This is a genomic window from Sphingosinithalassobacter sp. CS137 (genome assembly GCF_014334115.1).
GTDB lineage: Bacteria > Pseudomonadota > Alphaproteobacteria > Sphingomonadales > Sphingomonadaceae > Sphingomonas.
On sequence record NZ_CP060494.1, the window covers coordinates 1,617,588 to 1,643,481 of the forward strand.

The 25,894-nt window shown below is 69.4% G+C and carries 28 protein-coding genes; 12 read left to right on the top strand and 16 right to left on the bottom strand.

Annotated features, from left to right (window positions below; translation table 11 throughout):
- Positions 1-14 precede the first annotated feature (14 nt).
- Positions 15-1,421, top strand: a complete 1,407-nt coding sequence (gene thrC / locus H7V21_RS07975) for a threonine synthase (RefSeq protein ID WP_188053004.1) — start codon at positions 15-17, stop codon at positions 1,419-1,421.
- An 8-nt stretch (positions 1,422-1,429) separates the two neighbouring features.
- Positions 1,430-2,299, top strand: a complete 870-nt coding sequence (locus H7V21_RS07980; RefSeq protein ID WP_188053005.1) for a class I SAM-dependent methyltransferase — start codon at positions 1,430-1,432, stop codon at positions 2,297-2,299.
- Positions 2,300-2,305: 6 nt separating this feature from the next.
- Here H7V21_RS07980 and H7V21_RS07985 read toward each other — a convergent pair whose 3' ends face one another.
- Genes H7V21_RS07985 through H7V21_RS07995 form a run of 3 tightly spaced genes read right to left on the bottom strand, consistent with a single transcriptional unit; the run spans position 2,306 to position 3,920 of the window.
- Positions 2,306-2,950, bottom strand: coding sequence for a heme exporter protein CcmB (locus H7V21_RS07985; protein ID WP_188053006.1), 645 nt, complete (start codon positions 2,948-2,950; stop codon positions 2,306-2,308).
- On the bottom strand, positions 2,947-3,531 hold the full coding sequence (gene ccmA, locus H7V21_RS07990) for a heme ABC exporter ATP-binding protein CcmA (RefSeq protein ID WP_188053007.1): 585 nt from the start codon (positions 3,529-3,531) through the stop codon (positions 2,947-2,949). The genes H7V21_RS07985 and ccmA overlap by 4 nt, the downstream gene beginning before the upstream one ends.
- Entirely contained in the window at positions 3,528-3,920 is a 393-nt protein-coding gene (locus tag H7V21_RS07995; protein ID WP_262503769.1) for a metallopeptidase family protein, read from the bottom strand. Before H7V21_RS07995 ends, ccmA begins: the two co-directional genes overlap by 4 nt.
- 66 nt (positions 3,921-3,986) lie before the next feature.
- On the opposite strand from H7V21_RS07995, the gene H7V21_RS08000 reads away from it, so the two are divergent.
- Entirely contained in the window at positions 3,987-4,280 is a 294-nt protein-coding gene (locus H7V21_RS08000; protein ID WP_188053009.1) for a 4a-hydroxytetrahydrobiopterin dehydratase, read from the top strand.
- A 36-nt stretch (positions 4,281-4,316) separates the two neighbouring features.
- Here the strand turns inward: H7V21_RS08000 and H7V21_RS08005 are convergent, their stop codons facing one another.
- A complete protein-coding gene (locus tag H7V21_RS08005; protein ID WP_188053010.1) occupies positions 4,317-5,030 on the bottom strand; it encodes a c-type cytochrome in 714 nt (237 codons plus the stop codon).
- Between the two features lie 107 nt (positions 5,031-5,137).
- Between H7V21_RS08005 and H7V21_RS08010 the strand changes: the two genes are divergently transcribed.
- Positions 5,138-6,028 (top strand): prephenate dehydratase, encoded by an 891-nt coding sequence (locus tag H7V21_RS08010; RefSeq protein WP_188053011.1) that lies wholly within the window; start codon positions 5,138-5,140, stop codon positions 6,026-6,028.
- Between the two features lie 21 nt (positions 6,029-6,049).
- Here H7V21_RS08010 and nudC read toward each other — a convergent pair whose 3' ends face one another.
- The 3 genes from nudC to mutY are packed head-to-tail and all read right to left on the bottom strand — an operon-like array spanning position 6,050 to position 9,278.
- Entirely contained in the window at positions 6,050-6,925 is an 876-nt protein-coding gene (gene nudC / locus H7V21_RS08015; RefSeq protein WP_262503770.1) for an NAD(+) diphosphatase, read from the bottom strand.
- Entirely contained in the window at positions 6,922-8,232 is a 1,311-nt protein-coding gene (locus H7V21_RS08020) for a serine hydrolase domain-containing protein (RefSeq protein ID WP_262503771.1), read from the bottom strand. Before H7V21_RS08020 ends, nudC begins: the two co-directional genes overlap by 4 nt.
- Positions 8,220-9,278, bottom strand: a complete 1,059-nt coding sequence (mutY, locus tag H7V21_RS08025) for an A/G-specific adenine glycosylase (RefSeq protein WP_188053013.1) — start codon at positions 9,276-9,278, stop codon at positions 8,220-8,222. Before mutY ends, H7V21_RS08020 begins: the two co-directional genes overlap by 13 nt.
- Positions 9,279-9,360: 82 nt before the next feature.
- Here mutY and H7V21_RS08030 point away from each other — a divergent pair, with 82 nt between their 5' ends.
- From H7V21_RS08030 to H7V21_RS08045, 4 genes are read left to right on the top strand one after another with little or no spacing between them, the layout of a single operon-like run.
- Positions 9,361-9,843: a DUF721 domain-containing protein gene (locus H7V21_RS08030; RefSeq protein ID WP_262503772.1), complete on the top strand. Its 483-nt coding sequence runs from the start codon at positions 9,361-9,363 to the stop codon at positions 9,841-9,843.
- A gap of 39 nt (positions 9,844-9,882) precedes the next feature.
- Positions 9,883-10,617, top strand: coding sequence for a DsbA family protein (locus H7V21_RS08035; protein ID WP_188053015.1), 735 nt, complete (start codon positions 9,883-9,885; stop codon positions 10,615-10,617).
- A 24-nt stretch (positions 10,618-10,641) separates the two neighbouring features.
- The gene (gene smc / locus H7V21_RS08040) at positions 10,642-14,049 is read left to right on the top strand and encodes a chromosome segregation protein SMC (protein ID WP_188053016.1); all 3,408 of its coding nucleotides are present in this window, start codon (positions 10,642-10,644) and stop codon (positions 14,047-14,049) included.
- A gap of 49 nt (positions 14,050-14,098) precedes the next feature.
- Positions 14,099-14,269, top strand: coding sequence for a hypothetical protein (locus tag H7V21_RS08045; protein WP_188053017.1), 171 nt, complete (start codon positions 14,099-14,101; stop codon positions 14,267-14,269).
- On the opposite strand, the gene H7V21_RS08050 is transcribed toward H7V21_RS08045, so the two are convergent.
- The 4 genes from H7V21_RS08050 to H7V21_RS08065 all read right to left on the bottom strand — a co-directional run bounded on the left by H7V21_RS08050 (position 14,266) and on the right by H7V21_RS08065 (position 18,374).
- Complete coding sequence (locus H7V21_RS08050) at positions 14,266-15,276, bottom strand: glycosyltransferase family 4 protein (RefSeq protein ID WP_188053018.1); 1,011 nt, start codon at positions 15,274-15,276, stop codon at positions 14,266-14,268. The two genes, H7V21_RS08045 and H7V21_RS08050, sit on opposite strands and share 4 nt — an antisense overlap.
- Positions 15,273-16,847, bottom strand: a complete 1,575-nt coding sequence (locus H7V21_RS08055) for an alpha-amylase family glycosyl hydrolase (RefSeq protein ID WP_188053019.1) — start codon at positions 16,845-16,847, stop codon at positions 15,273-15,275. The genes H7V21_RS08050 and H7V21_RS08055 overlap by 4 nt, the downstream gene beginning before the upstream one ends.
- Positions 16,848-16,899: 52 nt before the next feature.
- On the bottom strand, positions 16,900-18,018 hold the full coding sequence (locus H7V21_RS08060) for a glycosidase (protein WP_262503773.1): 1,119 nt from the start codon (positions 18,016-18,018) through the stop codon (positions 16,900-16,902).
- 74 nt (positions 18,019-18,092) lie between these two features.
- Positions 18,093-18,374: a chorismate mutase gene (locus H7V21_RS08065; protein WP_188053021.1), complete on the bottom strand. Its 282-nt coding sequence runs from the start codon at positions 18,372-18,374 to the stop codon at positions 18,093-18,095.
- 93 nt (positions 18,375-18,467) lie between these two features.
- Here H7V21_RS08065 and H7V21_RS08070 point away from each other — a divergent pair, with 93 nt between their 5' ends.
- Positions 18,468-19,481: a polyprenyl synthetase family protein gene (locus H7V21_RS08070; protein WP_188053022.1), complete on the top strand. Its 1,014-nt coding sequence runs from the start codon at positions 18,468-18,470 to the stop codon at positions 19,479-19,481.
- Between the two features lie 9 nt (positions 19,482-19,490).
- On the opposite strand, the gene H7V21_RS08075 is transcribed toward H7V21_RS08070, so the two are convergent.
- Positions 19,491-19,703, bottom strand: coding sequence for a hypothetical protein (locus H7V21_RS08075; protein WP_188053023.1), 213 nt, complete (start codon positions 19,701-19,703; stop codon positions 19,491-19,493).
- A 148-nt stretch (positions 19,704-19,851) separates the two neighbouring features.
- On the opposite strand from H7V21_RS08075, the gene hrpB reads away from it, so the two are divergent.
- Together hrpB and H7V21_RS08085 are read left to right on the top strand one after the other, a co-directional pair.
- On the top strand, positions 19,852-22,314 hold the full coding sequence (gene hrpB / locus H7V21_RS08080; RefSeq protein ID WP_188053024.1) for an ATP-dependent helicase HrpB: 2,463 nt from the start codon (positions 19,852-19,854) through the stop codon (positions 22,312-22,314).
- A 10-nt stretch (positions 22,315-22,324) separates the two neighbouring features.
- The gene (locus H7V21_RS08085; protein WP_188053025.1) at positions 22,325-22,609 is read left to right on the top strand and encodes an ETC complex I subunit; all 285 of its coding nucleotides are present in this window, start codon (positions 22,325-22,327) and stop codon (positions 22,607-22,609) included.
- A gap of 54 nt (positions 22,610-22,663) precedes the next feature.
- Here the strand turns inward: H7V21_RS08085 and H7V21_RS08090 are convergent, their stop codons facing one another.
- Genes H7V21_RS08090 through H7V21_RS08105 form a run of 4 tightly spaced genes read right to left on the bottom strand, consistent with a single transcriptional unit; the run spans position 22,664 to position 25,327 of the window.
- On the bottom strand, positions 22,664-23,197 hold the full coding sequence (locus tag H7V21_RS08090) for an NUDIX hydrolase (protein ID WP_188053026.1): 534 nt from the start codon (positions 23,195-23,197) through the stop codon (positions 22,664-22,666).
- The gene (locus H7V21_RS08095; RefSeq protein ID WP_188053027.1) at positions 23,194-23,874 is read right to left on the bottom strand and encodes a TPM domain-containing protein; all 681 of its coding nucleotides are present in this window, start codon (positions 23,872-23,874) and stop codon (positions 23,194-23,196) included. Before H7V21_RS08095 ends, H7V21_RS08090 begins: the two co-directional genes overlap by 4 nt.
- Positions 23,874-24,713, bottom strand: coding sequence for a TPM domain-containing protein (locus tag H7V21_RS08100; RefSeq protein ID WP_188053028.1), 840 nt, complete (start codon positions 24,711-24,713; stop codon positions 23,874-23,876). Before H7V21_RS08100 ends, H7V21_RS08095 begins: the two co-directional genes overlap by 1 nt.
- A 23-nt stretch (positions 24,714-24,736) precedes the next feature.
- The gene (locus H7V21_RS08105; RefSeq protein ID WP_188053029.1) at positions 24,737-25,327 is read right to left on the bottom strand and encodes a LemA family protein; all 591 of its coding nucleotides are present in this window, start codon (positions 25,325-25,327) and stop codon (positions 24,737-24,739) included.
- 97 nt (positions 25,328-25,424) lie between these two features.
- Between H7V21_RS08105 and mscL the strand changes: the two genes are divergently transcribed.
- Positions 25,425-25,889, top strand: a complete 465-nt coding sequence (mscL, locus tag H7V21_RS08110; RefSeq protein WP_188053030.1) for a large conductance mechanosensitive channel protein MscL — start codon at positions 25,425-25,427, stop codon at positions 25,887-25,889.
- Positions 25,890-25,894 lie beyond the last annotated feature (5 nt).

Sequence of the window (25,894 nt, forward strand, 5' to 3'; positions counted from 1 at the left end):
AGCCGCAGCGCACCATGCGCTATCAGAGCACCCGGGGCCGCGCGCCCATGCTGGGTTTCCGAGATGTCACGCTCGCCGGCCTCGCCGTCGACGGCGGCCTCTATGTCCCCGAATCCTGGCCGAGCTTCACGCGCGACGAGATCGCCGGCCTCGCCGGCCTTTCCTATGCAGAGACGGCGGTTCGCGTGATGCGGCCGTTCGTCGGCGACGATTTGGACGAGGCCGAGCTGCGCGCGCTGTGCCAAGCCGCCTATGGCCGGTTCGCGCATGCCGCGGTCACGCCGCTCGTCCAGCTCGATCACCGGCATTGGCTGCTCGAGCTGTTCCACGGGCCCACGCTCGCCTTCAAGGACGTTGCGCTCCAGCTGCTCGGCCTGCTCTTCGAGAAGTTCCTTGCCGGCAGCGACACGCATCTCACGATCGTCGGCGCGACGTCGGGAGATACTGGCTCGGCGGCGATCGATGCAGTCGCGGGCCGGATCGGCGTCGATATCTTCATGCTCCACCCCAAGGGCCGGGTGAGCGACGTGCAGCGCCGTCAGATGACCACCGTGCGGGCGCCGAACGTCCACAATATCGCGATCGAGGGAAGTTTCGACGACGCCCAGGCGCTGGTGAAGGCAATGTTCAACGATCGCGATTTCGCCGGGCGCTTCAGGCTGTCGGCGGTGAATTCGATCAACTGGGCGCGGCTGATGGCCCAGATCGTCTATTATTTCTACGCCGCCGTCCGGCTCGGCGCGCCCGATCGTCCGGTCGCCTTTTCGGTGCCTACCGGCAATTTCGGCGACGTGTTCGCCGGCTATGCCGCCGCGCGCATGGGGCTTCCGGTGGAGCGGCTGATCGTCGCCACCAACGTCAACGACATCCTCCACCGCGCACTGTCGGGCGGCGACTATTCTGCGGGCATTGTCACGCCCACGGCCGCGCCGTCGATGGACATTCAGGTGAGCTCGAATTTCGAGCGGCTGCTGTTCGATCTCGCGGGCCGTGACGGCGCCGCGATGGCCGCACAGATGACCGAGTTCGAAACCAACCGGGCGATCCGGCTCACCAATGCCCAGCGCGAAGGCGCGGCGCGCTGGTTCGCGAGCGACAGTGTCGATCCCGATGCCATGTCCCAGGCAATGCGCTGGGCCGCCGCCGAGGCAGGCCAGGTGATCGATCCACACACCGGCATCGGTCTCGCCGCCGCGCGCCGTGCCGACCTGCCGGTCGAAACCCAGGTCGTGACGCTCGCGACTGCGCATCCTTCCAAGTTCGACGATCCGGTCGAACGCGCGACCGGCGTGCGCCCCGCGCTCCCGCGCCGGGTGGGCGACCTGTTCGACCGCGAGGAGCGTTATGACGTGCTGCCCGCGACGTTCGAGGCAGTGACCGGCTATATTGCCGAGCGGGCGCAGCCGCGGCCGACCGAATAGCCCGGCCGATGGACCTGATCACCCTCGCCGGCGAACCCTGGGCCGAGTACGGACTTCTCGATTCGGGAAACGGCCGCAAGCTCGAACGCTATGGCCGCTATCGCTTCGTCCGCCCCGAGCCACAGGCGCTGTGGGCACCCGCCAGTGACGACTGGGATGCGCATGGCGAATTCGTGCCAGCATCGGACGAGGAAGGCGGCGGCCGCTGGACCTTCGACAAGCCGGTACCGCGCGAAGGCTGGTCGCTCGCGTGGGAAGAGGCCCGCTTCACCGCGCACACCACCCCGTTCCGCCATCTCGGCTTCTTTCCCGACATGGCACCCGTCTGGCACTGGATGCGCGGCCGGATCGCCGGCATGGCCGATCCCGAGTGCATGAACCTGTTCGGCTATACCGGCGTCGGCACGCTCGCGCTGGCGGCGGCGGGCGCCCGCATGGTGCACGTCGACGCCTCGAAGAAGTCGGTCGAGGCGGCGCGCGCAAATGCCGCACTGTCGGGCATGGAGGATCGCCCGGTCCGCTGGATCGTCGAAGATGCCGGCAAGTTCGTCGCGCGCGAAGTTCGGCGCGGCCGCCGCTATGATGGCATCATCCTCGATCCGCCCAAATGGGGCCGCGGACCCAATGGCGAGGTGTGGAAGCTGGAGGAAGGCCTCCCCGATCTGATCGCCGACTGCCGCCGCCTGCTCGATGGCGAATCGCGCTTCCTGTTTCTCACCGTCTATGCGGTGCGCATGTCGGCGCTGGCGATCGGCGAACTCGTGCGCCAGCATTTCGCAGATCTGGGCGGCACGGTGGAGTGCGGCGAACTTACCGTTCGCGAGGAAGCGCGCGGCCTGCTCCTCCCCACCGCCATCTTCGCGCGCTGGAGCCGCTGAGCCGGCTCAGCTGCGACCCATCCGGATCGCTGCCCCCGCGACGAAGGGGCAGCCCGCGACCAGCAGCAGGCTGACGGCGCCGAGCAGCTTGAGCGCGCCGGGCTCGCCGCCCACCGATCCCGCGCCGAAGATCAGCAGCGGCACCGCGAACGGCAGCATGACGAGCCCCGCGAGCCCTCCGGCCCCCCGCAGCCCCGCCGTCAGCGCCGCCGTCGCCACGCCAAGGGCGGCGAGACCCGGCGTGCCGATCGCAAGCCCGATCAGCACCTGCCCCAGCGCCGCTCCGCTCAGATTGAGCAGCGCCGCGGCGATCACCGTTGCGCCGAGCAGTGGAGGCCCGAAGCCGAGCCAATGGCCCGCCATCTTCGCCGCGGCGACGGTCGATTCGGCGAACCCGCGCACCGCGAGCTGATCCAGCACGCCATTCTCGGCATCGGGCGCGATCAGACGCTCGACCGGGAGCAGCGCCGCAAGCAGCGCCGCCGCCCAGATCACGCCCCCGCCCACACGCGCGAGCAGCCGCCCATCGGGGCCGATCGCGAAGGGGAACAGGATCGCGACCAGCAGGAAAAAGGCAACCGGAAGCACGAGGCCGCCCAGCGCCCAGCCGCGCCGCAATTCGCGCCAGATGAGCGCGCCGAACCCGCTCACAGCGGCGCCTCCAGCGTCACCGTGATCGCCCGCGCCATGCGCACCGGGAGATGCGTGGCGACCAGCACGATCCCGCCCGCCGCGCGGTGCGTCTCGATCACTGCCTCCAGCAGCGCGACCGAATCGGCATCGAGCCCGTTCGCGGGTTCGTCGAGCAGCCAGACCGGTGCCGCGCCTGCAACCACGCGCGCCAGCGCGGCGCGCCGCCGCTGGCCGGTGGAGAGCAGCCGGACAGGCACCTCCGCCAGCGCTTCCAGCCCCACCGCAACCAGCGCGGCAGCCACGGCCGCGCGGCGCCCGTCGAGCCGTGCCCAGAAATCGAGCGCCTGCACCACCGTCAGCTCGGGATCGAGCGCGGCGGTTTCGCTGAGCAGCGCGCGCGCGCCCTGCGCCTCCACCCGCCCCCCGGCAGGCGGCAGCAGCCCCGCCGCCACTCGGATCAGGCTCGATTTGCCCGCGCCGTTCGGCCCCGTAACCAGCGCGCCATCGCCCGGGCCGAGGGCAAAGCTCAGCCCCTCGAACAACAGACGTCCCCCGCGTGCGCAGGTCACATCATCGAAGGCGAGCCGCGCGGCGTTCACGCGTCGGCCGCGTCCTCCAGCGCATGCATGTCGTCGTCGGAAAGGCCGAAGTGATGGCCCACTTCGTGCACGACCACGTGGGTGACCAGCGCCTCGAGCGACACGTCGGTCTCGATCCACTCGTCGAGCAACGGCCGGCGATAGAGATGGATTCGATCGGGCAGCGCGCCCGAATCGAACGAGGATTTCTCCCCCACGGGACGCCCATGATAGAGGCCCGTGAGCTGAAACGGATCCTCGATGCCAAGCGCCGCGAGCGTCTCCTCGTCGGCAAATTCCTCGACGATCAGCACGACATCGCCGAGATAGCTGCCGAACGGCTCGGGAATCCTGGCGAGCGCCGCGCGCGCGAGCCGCTCGATCGCTTCGGCGCTGGGTGCGGTTGCCATCGGCGCTTGCCCGTTCATGGCCTAGCCCATAGTCCGGCAGGCGAAGCGACGGCAAGGAGAAGGACGATGGTGGCGAAACTGAGTCAGGCCGAGCGCGAGGCCGCATTGGGCGATCTGCCCGACTGGAACCACGATGCCGAGCGTGACGGCATTGCCCGGCGCTTCACCTTCGACGACTTCTCCGAGGCCTTCGGTTTCATGACGCGAGTCGCGCTGCTCGCCGAAAAAGCCGACCATCATCCCGAATGGTCGAACGTCTGGAATCGAGTCGACGTGCTGCTCACCACCCACGATGCAGGCGGTCTTTCGCAGCGCGACCTCGACCTCGCCGCGGCGATCGACGCGCTGCTGGTGCGCTGAGGCGCCCGCCGGAGCGAGCGCCAGCGCGTCAGCCGCTCAGCGATTGCTCTTCGGCAGCCCCGCCTTTTCCTCAGCCTGTACGGCCGCGCTCGGGTCGAGCGAGGGCGCCGCAGGATTGGGCACGGCCCGATCCTCGATATCGGCGGTCGGGATCGACTGATCGACGTTCGCTTCGCCCTGCTCGGCGTCGCCCGCCACTTCCTCGCCGGCCGCGGCTTCCGGCTGGGCCGGCGGCGCGGGGAAGGGCAGGTTCGATCCCTGCGCGTTCAGATAGGCGATCAGGTTGGCACGGTCCTGGGGGTCCGAAAGGCCGGCGAAGGTCATCTTCGTTCCGGGCGCATAGCGGCGCGGCGATTCGAACCATGCGTCGAGCGCCTCGAAGGTCCAGTCGCCGGGCACAGACTTCAGCGCGTCCGAATAGGCGAAGCCGGCGACGTGCGCGTGCGGCTTGCCCACCGTGTCCCAGAGATTGGGGCCGACGCCGTTCGCGCCGCCCTGATTGATCGTGTGGCAGGCGGCGCACTTCTTGAAGACGTTCTCGCCCGCGGCGACGTCCGCAGCGGCAAGGCGAGTAGCGATCGGCGCGACGGCATCGCCGCCTTCGCTCGCCAGCTCTACGCCCTCGATCGGATAGCCCATCTTCTCGGGCCGCTCGGCGTGAAACACCATCCCGCTGACGATCGTAAGCCCGAGCGCGGCAATGCCTCCCGCCAGAACCCATCCCGCGATCGTATTCGTCCGATTGTCCATCTGCTGCCCGGCACCCTTGGATTAAGTCGTGCTCCTTTAGAGCGGCACTTGGCGCATCGCAAGCCGGGCTTGCCCGCAGGGTCCGGCAGGTCTAAGCGCGCCCTCCCATGGAGAATTTCGCCGCGCCCGCGCGACCGATCATCGCCGCCATGATCGCCGATGCGGCGGCTGCGCCGGATCGCGCCGTCGCGTTCCAGGGTGCCCCCGGCGCCAATTCGCATATGGCCGTGCGCGAGGCGCTGCCCGATGCGCTGCCGCTCCCCTGCTTCAGCTTCGAGGATGCGATCGAGGCGGTGCGCGAAGGTCGCGCCGCGCGCGCGATGATTCCGATCGAAAATTCGCTGCACGGCCGAGTCGCGGACATTCATTTCCTGCTGCCCGAATCCGGGCTGGTGATCACCGGCGAACATTTCCTGCCGATCCGCCACGCACTGCTCGGGACCGGAACGCTCGAGCAGGTGCGCGAGGCGACCAGCCACGTTCAGGCGCTCGGCCAGTGCCGCCTGTGGCTGCGCGCGCGCGGCATCACCCCGGTCGCCTATGCCGACACCGCCGGCGCGGCGGCGCTGGTCGCCGAAACGGCGAATCCCGAAATCGCCGCACTTGCCCCGGCGGGCGCCGCGCCGCTCTACGGCCTCGACGTGCTCGCCTCCGACATCGCCGATGCCGATCACAATATGACGCGCTTCGTGCTGCTGGCGCGCGAAGGCGCGGCGCCCAAAGGCGACGGACCGTGCATGACGACCCTGGTCTTTGAAGTGAAGAACGTGCCCGCCGCACTCTACAAGGCGCTGGGCGGCTTCGCGACCAACGGCGTCAACATGACCAAGCTCGAAAGCTATCAGCGCGGCGGCAGCTTCGCGGCGTCCGAATTCTATGCCGACATCGTCGGCCGCCCCGGCGATCCCGCCGTCGATCGCGCGCTGGCGGAGCTGGGCTTTCACAGCAAATGGGTGCGTTTGCTCGGCACCTATCGTCAGGCGCGCCCGCGACCCTGACCGTCCGGGCGGGCGAAACGGCTACGCCTCGTCGAGCCAGGCCCGCATAAGCGTGTGCGCGATCGCATAAGGCGGGGGCGCGGCAAAGGGGGCGCCGGGTTCCTCGGACAGCGCCGCGCGGATGCCTGCCCGCGGCACCCACAAGGCATCCTCCAGCTCGTTCGGATCGACGGTAAGCGCATCGTCTTCCGCCCTGCCGATGCATGCGATCATCAGCGAGGAGGGGAAGGGCCAGGGCTGGCTGGCGACATAGCGGATGCCGTGCACGCGCACGCCCGCCTCCTCCAGCGTTTCGCGCGCCACCGCTTCCTCGATCGATTCGCCGGGCTCCAGAAAGCCCGCGAGCGCCGAATAGCGCCCGGGCGGCCAGCCGGGCTGGCGCCCCACCAGCACGCGGTCGTCGTGCTCGATCAGCATGATCACCACCGGATCGGTGCGCGGGAAATGCTCGGCGGCGCAATTGGGGCATTTGCGTGCCCAGCCCGCGCGAAAGGCCTGGGTGCCATGTCCGCACACGGCGCAGAAGCGGTGCCGCATGTGCCAGTCGACCACGCTGCGCGCGGCGGCATAGAGCGACGCCTCCTCGGGCGGCATCAGCCCCAGCATCCGGAACAGCGCGGGCGATCGCCCGCGCACCGGCGGCTCCTCGGGATCGACGGCGGCGAAGTGCGGCACCTGCCGTTCGTCTAGCCCGAGCAGGACGAGCTCGGCATTCTCCGCCGCATCGGCGAGCGATCCCCAGCCGAGCCGCCCCGCGTCGTCAATCTCCGGATCGAGCGCGGCAAGCCTGAGCAGCCGCGCCCGCCAGTCGCCCGTTGCCGCGGCGAGCGCCTCGGCATCGTGGCGCAGCCGGTCGGCGCGATCGAGGGTGCAGCCGGTGAAGCCCGGCCGGATCACTGCGCCATGTCGGTGTAGATCGCGCGCACCGCATCGTCGCGCAGCGGCCATTTGTCGGCGGGAAAGTAATTGACCATCACGACGCCGCGCACCTTGTTGGTCGGATCGACCCAGGCGGCCGTACCGGCGGCGCCGCCCCAGCCATAGGTGCCCGCGCCCGCACCACCCGGAACGCTGTCGAGATACACCGATCCGCCGGCGCCATAGCCCATGCGTGGGCCGGTGGTGCCGCCGGTGTTGCCCGCCACGCCGCCGAACGCGACGCCTTCGGGCAGCAGGTTCGACATGGCGAGCCGCACCGTCTCCGGCTTCAGCACGCGCGTGCCGTCCAGCACGCCTTCGTTGAGCAGCATGTGCAGGAAACGGTCATAGTTGCGCGCCGACATCACCAGCCCGGCGCCGCCATAGGGAAAGCTCGGCGGCGTCAGCCAGACCGACGATCCGGCCGGATCGACCGGTAGCCGGTTGTCGCCCGCCCAGGCATAGTTGGTGGCGAACCGGCCGACCTCGGACTGCGGCACCGTCCAATAGGTCGAGTCCATGTCGAGCGGATCGAACAGCCGGGTCTGGACGAAGCGCTCGAACGGCATGCCCGCCGCCACTTCGATCACCCGTGCCAGCACGTCGAGCGAGATCGAGTAGCTCCAGCTGGTGCCCGGATCGGCGATCAGCGGCAGCGTGGCCACGCGATTCGCGAATTCCTCGAGCGAATCGGGGCGGATGGTGCGCATCTGCGGCTCCAGCGCCGCGTTCAGTGCCGCCGGATTGATCCCCAGCCGGTTGTATTCGTCGAGCAGCGGGCCCTTGGTGACGATGGTGTAGCCGAGGCCGGCGGTGTGGGTCAGCAGGTGGCGGACCGTGATCGGGCGCGCGGCCGGGCGCGATTCGAGACTGTTCTCGGGATCGGTCAGCACCTTCATTTCGGCAAAGCCGGGAATGAAGTCGGAAATCGGCTGATCGAGCTCCAGCTTGCCTTCTTCGACCAGCATCATCGCCGCGATGCCGGTTATCGGCTTCGTCATCGAATAGACGCGCCAGAGCGAATCGGCGTCCGCCGCTGCGGCGCCCTCCTCGGCGGCGATGCGGCCGGCCGAAACGAACACGGGCGCGCCCGTGCCGCCATAGCCGATCACGATGCCGTTGGTCCGGTCTTCGGCCACATAGCGATCGACGAGCGCCTGAGTCTCCTGCGAAGCGGCGACACGCGATTCGACCGGCGGGGTCTGCGTCGCCGTCTGCGCGCAGGCCGCGCTCGCGGCGAGCGCCAGGGCGAGGCCGGTCAGTCCGAACTGTCTCATTGCACGCATCGCTGTTTCTCCATCATCCGCACCGCCCGAACGAACACGGTCGGCAGTCCTGCCGAGCCGAGATCGTCGATCGGCCACCATTCGCTCTCCGGCGGCACTGAATGCCCGGCGAACGGAGCCGCCGCAAGCGCCGCCTCGAGCCGGAAGTGCGTGAAGACATGGCGTACCCTCGGTTCGAGCAGCCGCCACTCCGCGGCGAACGGCGAAGCCGCCAGTCCCGGCGGTTCGGCGCCCCACTCCCCGGTCGGCAGCGCGCGCATCCCGCCGAGCAGGCCGCGTGCGGGGCGGCGCACCAGCAGCACCGCGCCGTCGCGCTCGGCCCAGAAGAAGGTGCCGAAGCGGCGCGGCTTCTCGGGCTTTCGGGCTTTCACCGGATAGGCTTCGGGCGCGCCCTCGGCCGCCGCGCGGCAGCGCTCACGCAGCGGACAGGCGAGGCAGCGCGGCGCCCGGGCCGTGCAGATCATGCTGCCGAGATCCATCATCGCCTGGGCGAAGTCGCCCGCGCACGCGTCGGGCGTAATCGAATCGGTCGCGGCATGGATCGCGGGTTTCGCGGCCGGCAGCGGATCAGAGATCGCGAACAGCCGCGCCACCACGCGCTCGACATTCGAATCGACCACCACCGCGCGCCGGCCGAAGGCGATCGCCGAGACCGCCGCCGCGGTATAGCCGCCGATCCCGGGCAGCGCGCGCAGCGCCGCCTCGTCCTCCGGAAGCCGGCCGCCATGTTCGCCCGCCACGGCACGGGCACAGGCCAGCAGATTGCGCGCCCGCGCATAATAGCCGAGCCCCGCCCATGCGGCCATCAGCTCGGCCTCGTCGGCCGCCGCCAGCGCCGCGAAGCTGGGCCAGCGGGCTAGGAACTTCTCGAAATAGGGCCGCACGGTGGGCACCTGCGTCTGCTGGAGCATCACTTCGGAAAGCCACACCGCATAGGGGTCCGCACGCGCTGCGCCGGGCGGCGCCCGCCAGGGCAGGACGCGCGCATGGCTATCGTACCAGTCGAGAAGCAGGGCGGCGATGACGTGAGGATGATTGTCGGGCACGCCTCGCCTATGGCATGGGTCTGTTCAGATGAAAAAGCCGTCCCCCCGATCCCGGCAAAAGCCTGTCGAGCCGCAGCGTGCGATGCGCGCACGGCCCGTGTCCGAGCTGCTGCCGGACGTCGGCCGCGCCACCTTCCGCAAGTTCGGCTTCGTCCAGCATTCGGTGGTCAGCCGCTGGAACGAGATCGTCGGCGAGCGCTTCGCGGGTGTGTCGGCGCCCGAATCGATTCGCTTCCCGCAGGGCAAGCGTGCCGAAGGCGTGCTGACGCTCACCGTTTCCGGCGCCCATGCGCCGATGATGCAGCATCTCGCCCCCGAGATCGTCGAGCGCGTGAATCGCTTCTTCGGCTATCCGGCGGTCGCGCGGGTCGCGATCCGCCACGGCGACGTGGCCCGCCGCGCCGCTCCCCAGCCACGCGCCGAGCGTCAGCCGATGCCCGAAGCGATGGGCGACAGTCTGCGCGGCATCGCCGATCCCGAGCTCAAGGCAGTGCTCGAAGCGCTCGCCGCCGGTGTCGCGGACGCAGAAGCCAAACCCATTCCCCAGCTCGGCCGGATCGACTGAATGATTCGCCACCCCCTCACTCGCCTCGGAGAATAGTCCATGCGTACTGCCCTTTTCCTCGCTCCGGTTCTGGCGCTTGTCGCCTGCAACGGCGGCAATGCCAATGAAGCCGCGCCCGTTCAGGGCGAGGCAGTCGAGAATGTCGCCGCGCCACAAGGGCAGCAATGGACCGAGGTCGTCACCAAGACCGAGCAAGGCGGCTATCTGGTCGGCAATCCGAACGCGCCGGTGAAGCTGGTCGAATATGGCTCGCGCACCTGCCCCGCCTGCGGCGCCTTCGCCGGTCAGGCGTTCGAGCCGCTGATGGAGGACTATGTCTCCACCGGCCGCGTCAGCTTCGAATATCGCGATTTCCTGATCCATCCGCAGGATCTCGCTGCCTCGCTGCTCGGCCGCTGCGTGAGCGAGGAGCGCTATTTCCCGATGCTCGAGCAGATGTTCGCCGCCCAGCCCGAACTGCTGCCGCGCGTCCAGCAGCTCAGCGATCAGCAGATCGCACAGCTTCAATCGATGCCTGCGCCGCAGGCGGCGCCGCTCTGGGCCGAAGCGACCGGCTATCTCGATTTCGTCAAACAGCGCGGGCTTTCCGAGAGCCAGGCCCGCCAGTGCCTCAACAACGCGGAAATGGTCGAGGAGCTGGTTGCGCTCCAGCAGGTCGCGCGCGAAGACAATGTCAGCGGCACGCCGAGCTTCTTCATCAACGGTCGGGCGGTGCCAAACACGCTGAACTGGGCGCAGCTCGAGCCGCAGCTGCAGGCAGCCGGCGCGCGCTGACGGCGTAGCGGGCCGGGAACGGCGATGCAGATCAAACGGCTGCGGCTGACAGGCTTCAAGAGCTTCGTCGACCCGGCCGATCTGCGCATCGAGCCCGGCCTCACCGGCATCGTCGGACCCAACGGCTGCGGCAAGTCCAACCTGCTTGAGGCGCTGCGCTGGGCGATGGGAGAGAACTCCGCTCGCTCGATGCGCGGCTCGGGCATGGAGGACGTGATCTTCGCGGGCACCGAATCGCGCCCCGCCCGCGATTTCGCCGAAGTCTCGATCCTCGCCGAAGAAGCCGGCGACGCCGACGAGCTGGAAGTCGTGCGCCGGATCGAGCGCGGCGCGGGCAGCGCCTATCGCATCAACGGCCGCGACGTGCGCGCCAAGGACGTGGCACTGCTGTTCGCCGATGCCGCCACCGGCGCCCATTCGCCCGCGCTCGTCAGCCAGGGCCGCATCGGCGCGGTCATTTCGGCCAAGCCTGCCGAGCGGCGCGCAATGCTCGAGGAAGCGGCGGGCATCGCCGGCCTCCACGTCCGCCGCAAGGACGCCGAGCAGCGGCTCCGCGCAACCGAGAACAATCTCCAGCGGCTCGACGAAGTGATCGGCGACCAGGAGAACCGCGCCAATGCGTTGAAGCGCCAGGCGCGTCAAGCCGAGCGCTATCGCGCGCTTTCCGATCGCATCCGCGAAGCCGAGGGGCGGATGATCTTCGCCCGCTGGCGCGATGCCGCCGCCGCCGCCGATGCCGCCAAGGCCGAAGCGGCGAGTGCCGAGGCGCTCGTCGCCGAACGGACGCAGGCGCAGGAAGCCGCGCTCGCCGCCCAACAGGCGGCGGCGGAAAAGTTGGCGACTGTGCGCGCCGCCGCGCTCGCCGTACGCGACCGCGCGAGCGAAGCCATGCACCGGCTCGCCCAGCTGCGCAGCGAACGCGCGGGCGTCGATCGCCGGATCGGCGAACTCGCCGACTCCGAAGCGCGACTGACCGAAGACCGCGGACGCGAAGGTGCGCTCGCCCGCGACGCCGCCGAGGCGCTGAAGCGGCTCGACGAGGAAGCGAAGACGCTCGAAGCCCGGATCGCCGAAGGTGCCACGCGCCTGCCCGAGCTCGACGCGGCATTGGCGCAGGCCGAACGCGCCGCGCGCGATTCCGAAGTGGCGCTCGCCCAGGCAGTCGCCGCGCAGGCGAGCGAAGCCGCCGAGGCGCGCGTCGCCGAAGCCGCGCTCGCCGCTGCCCAGTCCCGGCTCGAGCGCAGCATTCGCGACTGCACGCGAGTCGAGGCCGAACTGCGCGCGCTCGCCGATCCCGCTCCGCTCCAGGCCGAGCGGGCCCGCGCCGCGCAGGCACGCGAGCAGGCGGCGCGGCAGACCGAAAGCGCGCGCACCGCGCTTTCCCGCGCCGAGGCAACCGAACGCTCCGCGCTGGCGGAGCGCGATCGCGCCCAGTCCGCGCGGGCCGCCGCCCATGCCGAACTCGCCCAGCTCGACAGCGAGGCCACTGCGCTTGCCAAGGCAACTCGCCCCTCGGGCAAGGACCGGCTGCTCGACCGGCTCGACGTCGATTCGGGCTATGAGCGTGCGCTCGCCGCCGCGCTGGGCGACGATCTGGAGGCCGGGCTCGATCCGGCGGCCGAGCGGCATTGGGCGGGCGCCGAGCCCCGGCCGGAGGACCCCGCCGGTCCGGCCGGCACCACGCCGCTCGCCGCGCATGTCCGCGCTCCGGACGCACTCGCGCGCCGTCTCGCACAAGTGCTGGTGGCCGAGGAGGACGGCGGCCAGCCGCTCGCGGTCGGTCAGCGGCTGGTGACGCTCGCGGGCAAGCTGCGGCGGTGGGACGGCTATGTCGCGCGCTCGAGCGGCGCCGCGGCGGCCGAGCGGCTCGAGCGCATCAATCGGCTGCGCGCGATCGAGAAGGCGCGACCCACCGCCGTTCGCGCGGTCGAGGCCGCCGACGCCGCGCTGACGCGGATCGACGAGGACATCACCGAAGCCCGCCGTGCCGCCGGCGACGCGCGCCGCGTGCTCGAACATGCCGATGCCGCCGGGCGCGAGGCGATGCGCGCCGAAGATCGCGCCGCCGGGCAGCTCGAACGGCTCGAAGCGCAGCGCGCCGATCTCGACGCCCGCGCCCGCCGCGTCGCCGGCGAAGTCGAAGAGGCCGAGGCCGAACAACGCCGCGCCGAAGCCGCGCGCGCGGCGCTTCCGGACGGCAGCGCCACGCGCGAGCGAGTCGCCGCGCTCCAGTCCGACACCGAGGCGCGCCGCACCGCCACCGCCGCCGCGCGCGCCGAACGCGCGGCGCAGGAGCGCGACGTCGCACAGGCGCGCGAACGCCTTGCCGCCGCCCAGGCCGAAAATCGCAACTGGCGCGCCCGCGCGGGCGACGCCGCCCGCCGCGCGGCCGAGATGGACAAGCGCGGAGCGGCGATGGCCGAGGAGCGCGCCGCGCTCGCCGAGCGCCCGGCGCAGCTCGACGCCGCGGTTGCCGAAGCCGAAGCGGCGAGCGAGACCGCGCGCGGCGAATCGGCCAGCGCACAGTCGGCCGAGCGCGATGCGGAAGCCGGCGTTCGCGGCACCGACGCCGCGGTTCGTGCCGCCGGCGAGGCACTGGCGGAGGCGCGCGAGGCGCGCGCCGGCGCCGCCGCGCGCGCCGAGAACGCGGACTTGCGCCGGATCGAAATGGGTCGCCTTTCGGGCGAGCGGTTCGAATGCCCGCCGCCACTGCTTCCGCAGCGCGCCGGCTTCGACCAGGATGAGGTCGGCACGCCGCAGGACGAATCGGCCCGGCACGACCGGCTGATCGCCGAGCGCGAACGGATCGGCCCGGTCAATCTCGTCGCCGAAAGCGAACTGGCCGAGCTCACCACCCTGGCCGAGACAAACGCGCGCGAGCGCGACGAGCTGGCGCAAGCGGTCAATCGTCTGCGCGGATCGATCGGCACGCTCAACCGCGAGGGCCGCCAACGGCTGCTCGCCGCGTTCGAAGCGGTGAACGGCCATTTTCAGCGGCTCTTCACCACCCTGTTCAACGGCGGGCAGGCGCATCTCGAGCTGATCGATTCGGACGATCCGCTCGAAGCGGGGCTCGAGATCATGGCGCAGCCGCCCGGCAAGAAGCTCCAGTCGCTGACCCTGCTGTCGGGCGGCGAACAGGCGCTGACGGCAGTGGCGCTGATCTTCGGCCTGTTCCTCACCAATCCGGCGCCGATCTGCGTCCTCGACGAAGTCGACGCACCGCTCGACGACGCGAACATCGAGCGTTTCTGCGACCTGCTCGACCGGATGAACGCCGAGACGCGCACCCGTTATCTGATCGTCACACACAATGCCGCCACGATGAGCCGCATGGACCGATTGTTCGGCGTCACGATGGTCGAGCGCGGCGTGAGCCGGCTCGTCAGCGTCGATCTGGGCGGCGCGGAAAATCTGTTGGCGGCGGAGTAGGGAAATGGCGACAGGCAGGCCGAACAGGTGCCCCCGGTGCGACGGATCGATGACCGAGGGAGTGATCATCGACAACAGCTATGGCGAAAAGAAAGTGAGCGCCTGGGCCGAAGGGAGGCCGGAAAAGCGCTGGTACGGCCTGAAATTCCCGAAGAAGGTCCGCGAGATCACCAGCTTTCGCTGCAACCGATGCGGCTATCTCGAAAGCTACGCCCGCTAGGCGGCGAGGATGCGGCGATAGAGCGCGAGATAGTTCTCCGCCATCGTCTCGACCGAAAAGCGCGCCTCGACGGCGCTTCGGCAAGCCGTCCGGTTGATTGCACCGAGTCCAGCGACGGCCTCGACCGCCGCACCCGGCTCGCCGACCAGAAATCCGGTCGTGCCGTCGTCGATCAGCTCGGCCATGCTGCCGCGGTCGATCGCGATCACCGGCGTGCCGCACGCCATCGCCTCGATCACGCTCAGCCCGAACGGCTCGTCGAAATCGATCAAGTGGAGCAGCGCCTTGGCCGCGCCGAGCGCGCGCACCCGCTCCGCTCCGCCCACCGGGCCGTGATAGACGATCGCCTCGCCGTCGCAGTGCGGCTTCACTTCGCGCTCGAAATAGCCTGCGTCCTGCACGATGCCATAGAGGTGCAGCCGCCGCCCGGTCGCCTGGGCCACCGCGATCGCATGATGCGCGCCCTTGTCGGGATGCATCCGGCCGAAGAACAGCAGGTCCTCGCTGCCCACCGGATCGAAAGCGAATTCGTCGAGCCGGATACCGTGGTGGATCGTCGCGGCGTAGCGCAGGTCGGGATGCCGGTCGGCCTCAGAAATCGCGACATAATGCACCCGATCCTCGAACGGCTTGTACATCGGCAGGATGCGCTCGCTCGAAAAGCCGTGGATCGTCGTCACCATCGGCGTATCGATCAGCGGCGCAAAGGCATGTGCCGGGAAATCCGCCTGGTTGTGGATCAGATCGAATTCCCGCGCGCGGGAGAAGGCGTGGCTGAGGTGGCGATATTCCCACACCTTGGCGTCGAGGCTGCGATCCTCCTCATAGCCGGCGGGCACCACGCCATCGAGCTTTCCCGCGGTCTGCGAGTCGCGCGTCGCGAACAGAGTCACTGCGACTCCCTTCGCCACCAGCGCTTCGGTGAGCAGGCTCGTCACCAGCTCCCACGGCCCATAGTGGCGCGGCGGCGCGCGCCACGCGATCGGCGCGATCATCGCCACTTTCATCCCAAGATCAGTCCCTCGTCGGCACGGAGCCGTGCGGGATCGGCCCCGGCACCGCGGGTCGAGAGCAGCACGGCGAGTTCCCCGGCCCATTCGGGAATGGCGAAAGGCTGCGGCCGATCACCGAGATTCAGCACCACCAGCATTCGTTCGTCGCCGTGTCGGCGCGCATAGGCGAGAATGTCGCCCGCGCATTCCACCGGCAACCAGTCGCCGACATGCAGCGCAGCGCGTTCGCGCCGCAGCGCCAGCAGGTCGCGATACAGGCTCCATATCGAGCCGGGGTCGCCGCGCTGCGCCGCCACGTTGCGCGTCCGCCAGTCGTCGTGGAGCGGCAGCCACGGCTCGCCGCGCGTGAACCCGGCAGTGTCGCCGTCGTCCCACGCCATCGGCGTGCGCACCGGATCGCGGTTCAGTCCCTTGCCCGGTTCGCGCAGCTCGCGCGGATCGACCACCCGCTCGGCGGGAATCGGCACGTCGGCCAGCCCGATCTCGTCGCCGTAATAGATCGTCGGCGTGCCGCGCAGCGTCAGCAGCAGCATCGCCGCCACGCGCGCCTGTTCCGGCCCGAAGCGGCTCGCCGCACGCGGCCGGTCATGATTGCCGAGCACCCAGTTGGGCCAGCCGCCCGCCGGCAGTGCCGCCTCGTAATCCGCGATCAGCCGCGCCAGCGTCTCGGCCTTCCACGGCGCCTCGATCAGCTGGAAATTGAAGGGCAGATGCACCTCGGGCGCGCCGCGGCCGTAATAGTCCATCAGCCGCTCGACCGGCAGGTAGATCTCGCCGATCAGCACGCGCTCGGGGCTGTAGCCGTCCGCCACGCGCCGCATGTCGCGCGCGATCCCGTGCACTTCGGGCTGGTCGGTCGAATGGAGCTGCAGCACCCGGAACATCTCGCCCATCGCCGGGGTCCAGGCGGGATTGGGCGGATTATCGGGGAAATCGGCGTGCTTCACCATGTGCCACAGCACGTCGATGCGGAACCCGTCGACTCCGCGATCGAGCCAGAAGCGCAGCACTCCCAGCATCGCCTCGACCACCTCGGGATTGCGCCAGTTGAGGTCCGGCTGCTCCTTCAGGAATGCGTGGTAATAAAATTGGCCGGTGGCTTCGTCCCACTCCCAGGCCGATCCCCCGAAATCGCTGATCCAGTTGTTGGGCGGGCCGCCGCCGGGCGCCGGATCGCGCCAGAGATACCAGTCGCGCTTGGGATTGTCGCGCGAGGCGCGGCTCTCGGCGAACCAGGGGTGCTGGTCGGACGTATGGTTCGGGACGAAATCGAGCAGCAGCTTCAATCCGCGCGCATGGCATGCCGCCAGTAGCGAGTCGAAATCGTCCATCGTCCCGAAGCGCGAGTCGATGCCGCAATAGTCGGCGACGTCATAGCCGAAGTCGGCCATTGGCGAGGGGAAGATCGGCGACACCCAGATCGCGTCGATACCGAGCGCCACCAGCGCGTCCAGCCGCGCCTCGATTCCCTTCAGGTCGCCGATCCCGTCATCGTTCGAATCCTGAAAGCTGCGCGGGTAGATCTGATAGATCACGCCGCGCTGCCACCATTGCGGATCGCTCATCGCGCCTGCCCCTCGTTCGGTCGAGAACGAACGACGGGCGCGACCCGCGGTTTCACGCAAAACGGCTCTTGGGGAGGTGAGACACGCGACAGGCCAGATCGGCCTCGCCCGATACGACGATATAGCTGTCGCCCGCATCGGCGATTCCCGTGGAGAACACCACCGCCGTCGGCAGGTACATCTGGTGTGCGATCCCTGCGCACAGGTCCGGCCGCGCCTCCAGCAGCGGAACGCCGTCCTCCTGCCGCAGGATGCGCGAGGGATCGTCGCGATCGAGCAGCGCCCAGAAGGTGCGATAGACCCCCACCGCATCGCGCCGCTCGACACCGTGATAGAGCAGCAGCCATCCCTCCGGCGTCAGGATCGGCTGGGTGCCGCCGCCGATCCGCAGCGTCGAGCTGGTTTCCTTGCGCGGGCGGATGCCCGGGGCGTCGAGCGGCTTCCAGTGCAGCCCGTCGGGCGATTGCGCCAGGTTGATCGACGGTCCTCCGAGATACGGGCTCTCCTCGGGATAGGCGAAATAGACCTCGCCCAGCGGCCGCGTGAGGGCATGGTATTTCTGCCCGATCTTGCCCTCGAACAGCACCATGTCCTTGTTCTGGTGATCGAGCACGACGCCCATCGGCTCATAGTCGATCCCGTTCACCGATCGGTACATGGCAGTGCAGTGCCGCTCGGCCGAAACCCCGCACACCGTCATCCACCAGCTGCCGCCGACCAGGCTGATCCGTGCGTCCTCGATGCCATATTCCATATAGCTTGCCGAAGGGGCGATGATCTTGTCGTAATGGATCTTCACGATTTCGCGCGCGTCGCGGCTGATTTCGACCGGCAGGAGCCACGACAGCGACGTGAGCCCGAGCTGGGGCGGCAGCGCATTCTTCAACGCGAACTGGCGCGGATCGCGCATCTCGATCGAGCCGACCGGGTAGCGATCGAGCACATAGCCTTCGGGCGTCCAGCGAATCGTCCGTGCGTGCCCGGCGACCACGGGATTCTCCAGCGCCTCGGCGACACGCACCATCAGCAGCAGATTGCCGCCGGGCAGCCGCGCGAGCCCCGGATTGAACGCGCCCAGCACGAAGGTCGGCTCGCCGATCGAACCGCGCAGCGGCGAGCGACTCAGGTCCACGTCGTCCGGCCCGAAGATCAGATAATCGTCACTACCCACCCGCATCCCCTCCGCCCCCCGACGCGGAGCCGGGAGGACTCACCGGTAGAGGCAAAATGCGCCGTTCGACAAGATCAGGACTCGCGAAGCCGCTCGTGATGCCGGATCACTTCGTCGATAATGAACCTGAGAAATTTTTCGGAGAATTCGGGATCGAGATCGGCTTCCGCCGCCAATCGCCGCAGCCGCGCGATCTGGGCCTCCTCGCGCCCCGGATCGGCGGGCGGCATTCCGGACGTGGCCTTGTGCTCGCCGACTGCCTTCGTCACCTTGAACCGTTCGGCGAGCAGGAAGACGAGCGCCGCATCGATATTGTCGATGCTCTGCCGATAGCGTGCGAGCGTGTCGTCGGTCATGCGCCCCTCCCCCACGCTCTTTCGCCTTCCGCGGGCGCCGACGCAAGCCGCAAGACTTGCCTTTACGGCGCGCAGACGCCAGAGCCCCAAGCGATGACTGCCACCATCCACCGCCTCGGCTCGCGGGACGCGCCTTCGCTTGAGCCGATGATGGCGCTGGTCGCGTCCGACCTCAATCTCGTCAACGCCGTGATCCTCGACCGGATGCAGTCCGAGATCACGCTGATTCCCGAGCTCGCCGGTCATCTGATCGCGGGCGGGGGCAAGCGGATGCGGCCGATGCTGACGCTCGCCAGCGCGCGGCTGCTCGATTATCCGGGCACGCGGCACCACCGGCTCGCAGCCGCGGTCGAGTTCATTCACACCGCCACGCTGCTCCACGACGATGTCGTCGACAGTTCGGATCTGCGGCGCGGCCGCCGCACCGCCAACATCATCTGGGGCAATCCGGCGAGTGTGCTCGTCGGCGACTTCCTGTTCAGCCGTTCGTTCGAACTGATGGTCGAGGACGGCAGCCTCAAGGTGCTCAAGATCCTGTCGAACGCGAGTGCGGTGATCGCCGAGGGCGAAGTGAACCAGCTGACCGCCACGCGCCGGATCGACCTTTCCGAAGAGCAATATCTCGAGATCATCGGCGCCAAGACCGCCGCGCTGTTCGCCGCGGCCTGCCGCATCGCCGCCGTGGTGGCCGAGCGCAACGAGGCCGACGAGATGGCGCTCGACGCCTATGGCCGCAATCTGGGCATCGCCTTCCAGCTGGTCGACGACGCGCTCGACTATGCCTCCGACGCGGCGACGATGGGCAAGGACGCAGGCGATGACTTCCGCGAAGGCAAGATGACGCTTCCCGTCATCCTGGCCTATGCGCGCGGCAATGAAGCCGAACGCGCCTTCTGGCGCGACGCAGTGTCGGGCAAACGTGCTTCGGACGCGGATTTCGCCGAAGCCGTCCGTCTCGTCCAGTCGAGCCGGGCGCTCGACGATACGCTCGCCCGTGCGCGCCACTATGGCCAGCGAGCGATCGATTCGCTGGGCACCTTTCCGCACAGCGACGCGCGCGACGCGATGGTGCAGGCAGTCGAGTTCGCCGTCGCCCGCGCCTATTGAGCCGCCGGGTCAGACTTCCGCGTCGTCCGCGTCCTCATCCCCGTCGACGCTCAGCAGATCGTCCTCGTCGGCATCGAGCTGCTCCTCGACCGCTTCGGTGATCAGGTCGAGCTGGTCGAAGCTGGCGACGAATTCGGTGGTTTCGCCGTCCTCGTCCTCGATCTGCAGCACATAGTCGTCACCGGTGCGGGTGATGCTGAAATGGGCGAGTACCTTGGCCATGCCTTTCTCCTTTCGATTTCGGGCGCAACGCGCGTCGGGCGCTGCGGTGCCGTCAAAAGGTCGGGTCGTGCTGTCCGGCGGATCGAAAATTGTGGCAAAGGGTCGCCTGTGATGACTGGGCGCCCCCACTCCGCGCGTACGGAAGCCCATGGCTGAGCTGCCGGTTCGCGCCGTCCTGCCGGCGCTGCTCGCGGCGTTGCGCGAGCGTTCTAGCGCGGTGCTCGTCGCCCCGCCGGGCGCCGGCAAGACCACCGCCGTCGCGCCCGCCCTGCTCGACGAGCCCTGGTGCAACGGCGAAGTCCTGCTGCTCTCGCCGCGCAGGCTGGCCGCGCGTGCCGCCGCCGAGCGGATGGCGGCGCTCGCCGGCGAGACAGTCGGCCGGCGCTTCGGCTATGCCACGCGCATGGACAGCAAGCGCTCGGTGGAGACGCGCGTGACGGTCCTCACCGAAGGGATTTTCGTCAATCGCATCCAGTCCGATCCGGAGCTACCCGGCGTGTCGGCGGTGCTGTTCGACGAAGTGCACGAGCGCAGCCTCGACAGCGATTTCGGCCTTGCCCTCGCGCTCGACGCTCAGGGCGCGCTGCGGCCCGATCTGCGCCTCGTCGCCATGTCCGCCACGCTCGATGGGGCGCGGTTCTCGGCGCTGCTGGGCGATGCGCCGGTAATCGAAAGCGAAGGCCGCAGCCATCCGCTCGCGCTGCGCCATCTCGGCCGCGCGGCCGAGGCCCGGATCGAGACCAGCGTCGCCGACGCAATTCGCGTGGCGCTGCGCGAGGCGGAGGGCGGAATCCTGGCCTTCCTCCCGGGAGTCGCCGAGATCGAGCGCACCGCCGAGCGGCTCGGCGATCCCGGCCCCGGCATCGTCCTCCACAAGCTCCACGGCAGCCTCGACCCCGCCGCGCAGCGCGCCGCGATCGCAGCGGATGCTGAAGGGCGGCGCAAGATCGTGCTCGCCACGTCGATCGCCGAAACCTCGCTCACGCTCGACGGCATTCGCATCGTGGTCGATTCGGGGCTCGCCCGCCGCCCGCGCTACGATCGCGCGGCGGGAATGACGCGGCTCGTCACCGAGCGCGCGAGCCAGGCGGCGGTCACCCAACGCGCCGGCCGCGCCGCGCGGCAGGGGCCGGGCACGGCCTATCGCCTCTGGGAAGAGGCCGCGACTGCCGGCCTGCCGCGCTTCGACCCGCCCGAGATCCTCGAGGCCGATCTTTCGGCGCTGACACTCGACTGCGCGCTCTGGGGCGTTGCCGATCCGCGCGATCTCGCCTGGCTCGATCCGCCGCCGGACGCTGCGATCGCCGAGGCGCGGGCGCGGTTGCGGACGCTGGAGGCGCTCGGCGAAGATGGCCGCCCCACTGCGCACGGCCGCGCGATCGCGGGCCTCCCGCTGCCGCCGCGGCTGGGGCATATGCTGGTGCGCGCGAGCGAACTCGGACTTGCGCGGATCGCCGCCGAAGTCGCCGTTCTCCTCGGCGAACGCGGCCTGGGCGGCACCGACGCCGACCTCGACCTGCGACTGCGCCGCTGGCGCGGCGATCGCGGCCGGCGCGCCGAAGCCGCGCGCAAGCTGGCGGCGCGATGGACCGCACTTGTGGCGGGATCGGGCTCCCGCGCCGGCACCATCACCTTCGGCCCGGATGCCGTCGCCGTCGCGATCGCCCTCGCCTTCCCCGATCGGATCGCGCGCCGTCGCGATTCCAGCGGCGAACGCTGGGCCTCGGCCGGCGGACGCGGCTTTCGCCTCGACCCGGCCTCGCCGCTCGCTTCGTCCGAATGGCTGGCGGTCGCCGAGACGCAGGGTATGGCCTCGGGCGCGCGCATCCTCTCGGCCGCACCCATCGGCTTCGCCACGCTGGAAACGCTCTTCGCCGAGCGGATCGAGACGCGGCGCAGCGTGACGTTCGACGCCGCCACCGGCCGAGTGGAGGCGCTGCGCGAACGCCGGCTCGGCGCGGTCCGCCTGTCGAGTGGCAGCGATTCGGCCGCCACCGCCGAGGAGATCGAAGCCGCGCTGCTCGAGGGCGTCCGCGCCCATGGTCTCGCGCTGCTCCCATGGCCGGAGTCAGCCGCTGCGCTTCGCCGCCGCGCCGCCTATGCCGGGCTCGCCGCGCTCACCGATGCCGAATTACTCGGTGCGCTCGACGAGTGGCTGCCGCCGCTGCTCGTCGGCAAGCGCCGCCTCGATGCGGTGCCGCCCGAACTGCTCACTCAGGCGTTGCAGAACCGGCTCGGCTGGGACGGGCAGAGGACGCTCGATCGCCTCGCCCCCGCCCGCTTCGAGACACCCGCCGGGTCGAGTCACGCGATCGACTATGCCGCCGAGGCGGGACCGACGGTGGAGGTGCGCGTCCAGGCGCTGTTCGGACTCGCCGCGCATCCCCTGTTGGGGGACGGGACGCCGCTGGTGCTCAGCCTTACCTCACCCGCCGGCCGCCCGATCCAGACGACGCGCGACCTGCCGGGTTTCTGGGCTGGAAGCTGGGGAGCCGTCGCCAAGGAAATGCGCGGCCGCTACCCCAAACATCCCTGGCCCGACGACCCCGCGAACGCCCCGCCAACGCTGCGCACCAAAAAAGCCGATGCACGCGGCGCTCCGCCGCGATAAGGAAGGAGTCATGAAGACCGCCCGCATCTATCAGCGTCCCAAGAACGCCATGCAGTCCGGCCGCGCCCGCACCGATCGCTGGGTGCTCGAATTCGAATCGAACGAGAAGCAGCGCGCCGATCCGCTCACCGGCTGGGCCGGCTCGGGCGATACCGCGGCGACGCAGCTGCGGCTCAACTTCCCGACGCTCGAAGCCGCAAAGGCGCATGCCGAGCGCGAGGGCATCGCCTATCACGTGATCCCCGCGCCCGAGCGCAAGCTGAAGCTCCAGGCCTACGCCGACAATTTTCGCTGACGCTCCGACAGGGGGGGGCGCCCTGCGCGAGCGGTGGCCCCGCCCCCGGGCCGTTCAGGCCAGCCAGTCGTGCGCGAGCAGCAGCAGCAGCTTGACGTCCATCGCCAGTCCTTCGGCACGCTTGGCGGCGACGAAGGCGGTTATCTCCGTCAGCGGCACGCGGTGTACGACGATGTCCTCCTCGCCGGTTCCTCCGCCTTCGCTCACTTTCATCAGCCCGTGCGCGCGGACCAGCGTGAAGCCCTCGGTCACCATGCCGGGCGAGGAGTGGAAGAAGCCCAGTTCCTCGATCCGCTCGGCGCGATAGCCGGTTTCTTCCTCCAGCTCGCGGATCGCGGTCGCCTCGGGCGTGTCGCCGTCGCGCTCGTCCCCGACGAGCCCGGCGGGCAGCTCGAGGCAGCGGCGGCCGAGCGGCACGCGATACTGATCGACGAGCAGCACCTGCCCTTCGTCGTCGATCGCCAGGATCACGGCCGCCTGGATGCCGCGCGCGCGCGAGACATATTCCCACCGCCCCTGCCGCTTGGCGACCACCCAGTCGCCCTGCCAGGCGATCTCCACCGGCGCGTCGGCGTCGGGCGTGCTCACAGTTCGATCAGCCGGTCCGGAAGCTCGTTGGTGTCTGCGGCGGTCTTGGGGAAATGCTCGGCGAGCAGCTGGGAAATCAGCCCCACCGCCGCGACCATTCCGCCGGCGGGATCGCCCGCGCGTACCTGATCGACCAGCGCGGCCATCGCATCGCCCCAGCGTTCGGCCGGAACCTTCGAATGGATCGCGGCGTCGGCGACGATCTCCGCCCGATGCTCGGCGAGCGACAGATAGAGGAGGATGCCGACGCGATGCTCGGTGCGCTTCTCGGCGCTCGCCTTGAACAGCTCGACCGCGCGCCGACGGACTCGCCGCGACTTGGTCCCGCGCGGGGTCAGCGCCATCCGCAGCGGCGCCCATTCGAGCGCATAGCGCACGATCAGAAAGGCGACTGCCTGCCCCACCAGCACGAGCAGCAACAGCAGTGCGACGTTGGTCTCGCTGTTCCATCCGCCGTCCAGCCAGGCGAGCTTTGCCTCGGCCAGCCCGGGAACCGCGGCGAGCAGCGCCACCACCAGCAGCATCGCGAGAATCGCGTAATGGATCGCCACGTCGCGATAGCCGTCCGACCTTGCGCTCACGATCGTCACGATCTCGCCATCGGTCTCGCGCTCGGCGCTCGCCACTGCGGCGGTCACGCGCGCATGATCCTCGGCGCTGAAAATAGGGTCTGTCATCACCAGCTCCCCGATGCGCCGCCGCCGCCGAACGACCCGCCGCCGCCTGAAAAGCCGCCACCGCCGAAACCACCGCCGCCGCCGAAGCCGCCGCCGCCCCAGCCCGATCCACCGCGATGGCCGCCGCCGCTCCGCATCGCCGCGTCCAGTGCGGTCCACAGCAACACTTCGCCCACGCCGCTGCCGCGCCGGCGATAGCGCCGTCCGCGCCGGCCGAAGATCGCGGGGATCACGAACACCAGCAGCATCACCAGCCAGAAGGCGAGCACCAGCCCGCCGACCCAGCCATCCTCTTCGCCGTCGCGCTGGCGTCCGCTCTCGATCAGCTGCTGGGCGCGCGCCTCCGCCTGTTCGAGTGGCAGGCGCATCTGCTCGCCGATCGCCTGCGCCCCCGCCAGGATCCCTGCGGCCATGTCGCCATCGCGGAAATGCGGCAGGATCTCGTTGCGGATGATCTGGCTCGAGAGCGCATCGGTCATGATCGGTTCGAGCCCATAGCCCACTTCGATCCGGACCTCGCGCTCGTTGGGCGCGACGATCAGCAGGATGCCGTTGTTCGCCTCGCCCTGCCCGATCTCCCAGGCGCGGCCGAGCTGATAGCCATAGTCGGCGATGTCATACCCCTGCAGATCGGGGATCGTCGCGACGACGAACTGCCGCGAGGACGCCTGTTCGATCTCCGCCGAAAGCTGGGTGAGCTGCGCCTCCTGCTCGGGGCTCAGCAGCTCGGCCGCGTCGACGACGCGCCCCGTGAGCTGCGGAAACTCCTGCGCATGGCCCGGCTGCAGGCCGAGCAGCGCAAGCGCGAATGCAATCAACAGGGTGCGAAATCCGGCCATATCGCTCTTCCGGCCAAAACCGGTCAGTTGCTGTTCCCGAAATTCACCGTCGGTGCGACTTCGGAGCCCGCCTGCGCCTCGAACGGCGTCATCGGCTCGGCGCCATAGAAGATCTTGGCGCCGATCGCCGAGGGGAAGGTGCGGATGGTGGTGTTATACTCCTGCACCGCTCCGTTGTAATCGCGGATCGCGATGTTGATGCGGTTCTCGGTGCCTTCGATCTGGCTCATGAAGGTCTGAAACGCTTGCTGGCTGCGCAGCTCGGGATAGCGCTCGACGTTTACCAGGAGCCGGCTCAGCGCACCGCCAAGCTGCTGCTGCGCCGCCTGGAACTGCTGGACAGCGCTCTCGTCGGTCAGCTGGTCGGGAGTGACCTGGATCGAAGTGGCGCGCGACCGCGCCTCGATCACTTCGGTCAGAATGTCGCGCTCGGAACCGGCCGCTCCCGCAACCGTCGCCTGCAGGTTCGGGATCAGGTCCGCGCGGCGCTGATAGGCGGCCTGAACATCGGCCCACCTTGCCTTCGCGTTCTCTTCGGCCGTGGGAACGCTATTGAGGCCGCATGCGGAGAGCATGGCGGCGGCGGCAAGAATGATGACGGCGCGAAACTTCATGGGATACCCTCCCCGGCTCCAACTGTTGCGGCGCTATACGACACCGGAGACCGCGCCGTGAAGAGCGATTCCGGAAAAGAAGGGAGACCGAACGGGAATGTGGAAGGATTTCAGGACCTTCATCGCGAAGGGCAATGTGCTCGACCTTGCGGTGGGCGTCATCATCGGCGCCGCGTTCGCGACCATCACCAAGTCGCTGACCGATGATCTCATCATGCCGGTCGTCGGATGGCTCTTTGGCGGCGTGGATTTCTCCAACTATTTCATTCAGCTGGGACCCGTACCGGAGGGCTATACAGGATCGCTCAGCAACTATGCCGCGCTGAAGGAAGCGGGGGTGCCGCTGATCGGCTATGGCCAGTTCCTCAGCGTCGTGCTGAATTTCCTGTTCCTCGCCTTTTCGGTGTTCCTGCTGGTGCGCTACGTCCGCCGCGCGATCCGGCTGCTGCACGAGGACGAGGCGAAGGGCACCGCCGCTCCTGCGCCCGAGCCGCAGGACGTCGTGCTGCTGCGCGAAATCCGTGACGAACTGCGCGGGCGGAGCGAGCCTCCCATACGCTGATCGCC

Bases quoted from the DNA above. Each gene is read 5' to 3' on its own strand.
- smc (WP_188053016.1), top strand. From the start codon at position 10,642: ATGCAGATCAAACGGCTGCGGCTGACAGGCTTCAAGAGCTTCGTCGAC.
- H7V21_RS08045 (WP_188053017.1), top strand. From the start codon at position 14,099: ATGACCGAGGGAGTGATCATCGACAACAGCTATGGCGAAAAGAAAGTG.
- H7V21_RS08010 (WP_188053011.1), top strand. From the start codon at position 5,138: ATGGAGAATTTCGCCGCGCCCGCGCGACCGATCATCGCCGCCATGATC.
- H7V21_RS08055 (WP_188053019.1), bottom strand. From the start codon at position 16,847: ATGAGCGATCCGCAATGGTGGCAGCGCGGCGTGATCTATCAGATCTAC.
- hrpB (WP_188053024.1), top strand. From the start codon at position 19,852: ATGGCTGAGCTGCCGGTTCGCGCCGTCCTGCCGGCGCTGCTCGCGGCG.
- H7V21_RS08030 (WP_262503772.1), top strand. From the start codon at position 9,361: ATGCGCGCACGGCCCGTGTCCGAGCTGCTGCCGGACGTCGGCCGCGCC.
- H7V21_RS07995 (WP_262503769.1), bottom strand. From the start codon at position 3,920: ATGGCAACCGCACCCAGCGCCGAAGCGATCGAGCGGCTCGCGCGCGCG.
- H7V21_RS08050 (WP_188053018.1), bottom strand. From the start codon at position 15,276: ATGAAAGTGGCGATGATCGCGCCGATCGCGTGGCGCGCGCCGCCGCGC.
- H7V21_RS08085 (WP_188053025.1), top strand. From the start codon at position 22,325: ATGAAGACCGCCCGCATCTATCAGCGTCCCAAGAACGCCATGCAGTCC.
- H7V21_RS08005 (WP_188053010.1), bottom strand. From the start codon at position 5,030: ATGGACAATCGGACGAATACGATCGCGGGATGGGTTCTGGCGGGAGGC.
- H7V21_RS08065 (WP_188053021.1), bottom strand. From the start codon at position 18,374: ATGACCGACGACACGCTCGCACGCTATCGGCAGAGCATCGACAATATC.
- H7V21_RS07980 (WP_188053005.1), top strand. From the start codon at position 1,430: ATGGACCTGATCACCCTCGCCGGCGAACCCTGGGCCGAGTACGGACTT.
- H7V21_RS08095 (WP_188053027.1), bottom strand. From the start codon at position 23,874: ATGACAGACCCTATTTTCAGCGCCGAGGATCATGCGCGCGTGACCGCC.
- H7V21_RS08070 (WP_188053022.1), top strand. From the start codon at position 18,468: ATGACTGCCACCATCCACCGCCTCGGCTCGCGGGACGCGCCTTCGCTT.
- thrC (WP_188053004.1), top strand. From the start codon at position 15: ATGCGCTATCAGAGCACCCGGGGCCGCGCGCCCATGCTGGGTTTCCGA.
- mscL (WP_188053030.1), top strand. From the start codon at position 25,425: ATGTGGAAGGATTTCAGGACCTTCATCGCGAAGGGCAATGTGCTCGAC.
- H7V21_RS08105 (WP_188053029.1), bottom strand. From the start codon at position 25,327: ATGAAGTTTCGCGCCGTCATCATTCTTGCCGCCGCCGCCATGCTCTCC.
- H7V21_RS08035 (WP_188053015.1), top strand. From the start codon at position 9,883: ATGCGTACTGCCCTTTTCCTCGCTCCGGTTCTGGCGCTTGTCGCCTGC.
- H7V21_RS08075 (WP_188053023.1), bottom strand. From the start codon at position 19,703: ATGGCCAAGGTACTCGCCCATTTCAGCATCACCCGCACCGGTGACGAC.
- H7V21_RS08100 (WP_188053028.1), bottom strand. From the start codon at position 24,713: ATGGCCGGATTTCGCACCCTGTTGATTGCATTCGCGCTTGCGCTGCTC.
- H7V21_RS08000 (WP_188053009.1), top strand. From the start codon at position 3,987: ATGGTGGCGAAACTGAGTCAGGCCGAGCGCGAGGCCGCATTGGGCGAT.
- H7V21_RS08020 (WP_262503771.1), bottom strand. From the start codon at position 8,232: ATGCGTGCAATGAGACAGTTCGGACTGACCGGCCTCGCCCTGGCGCTC.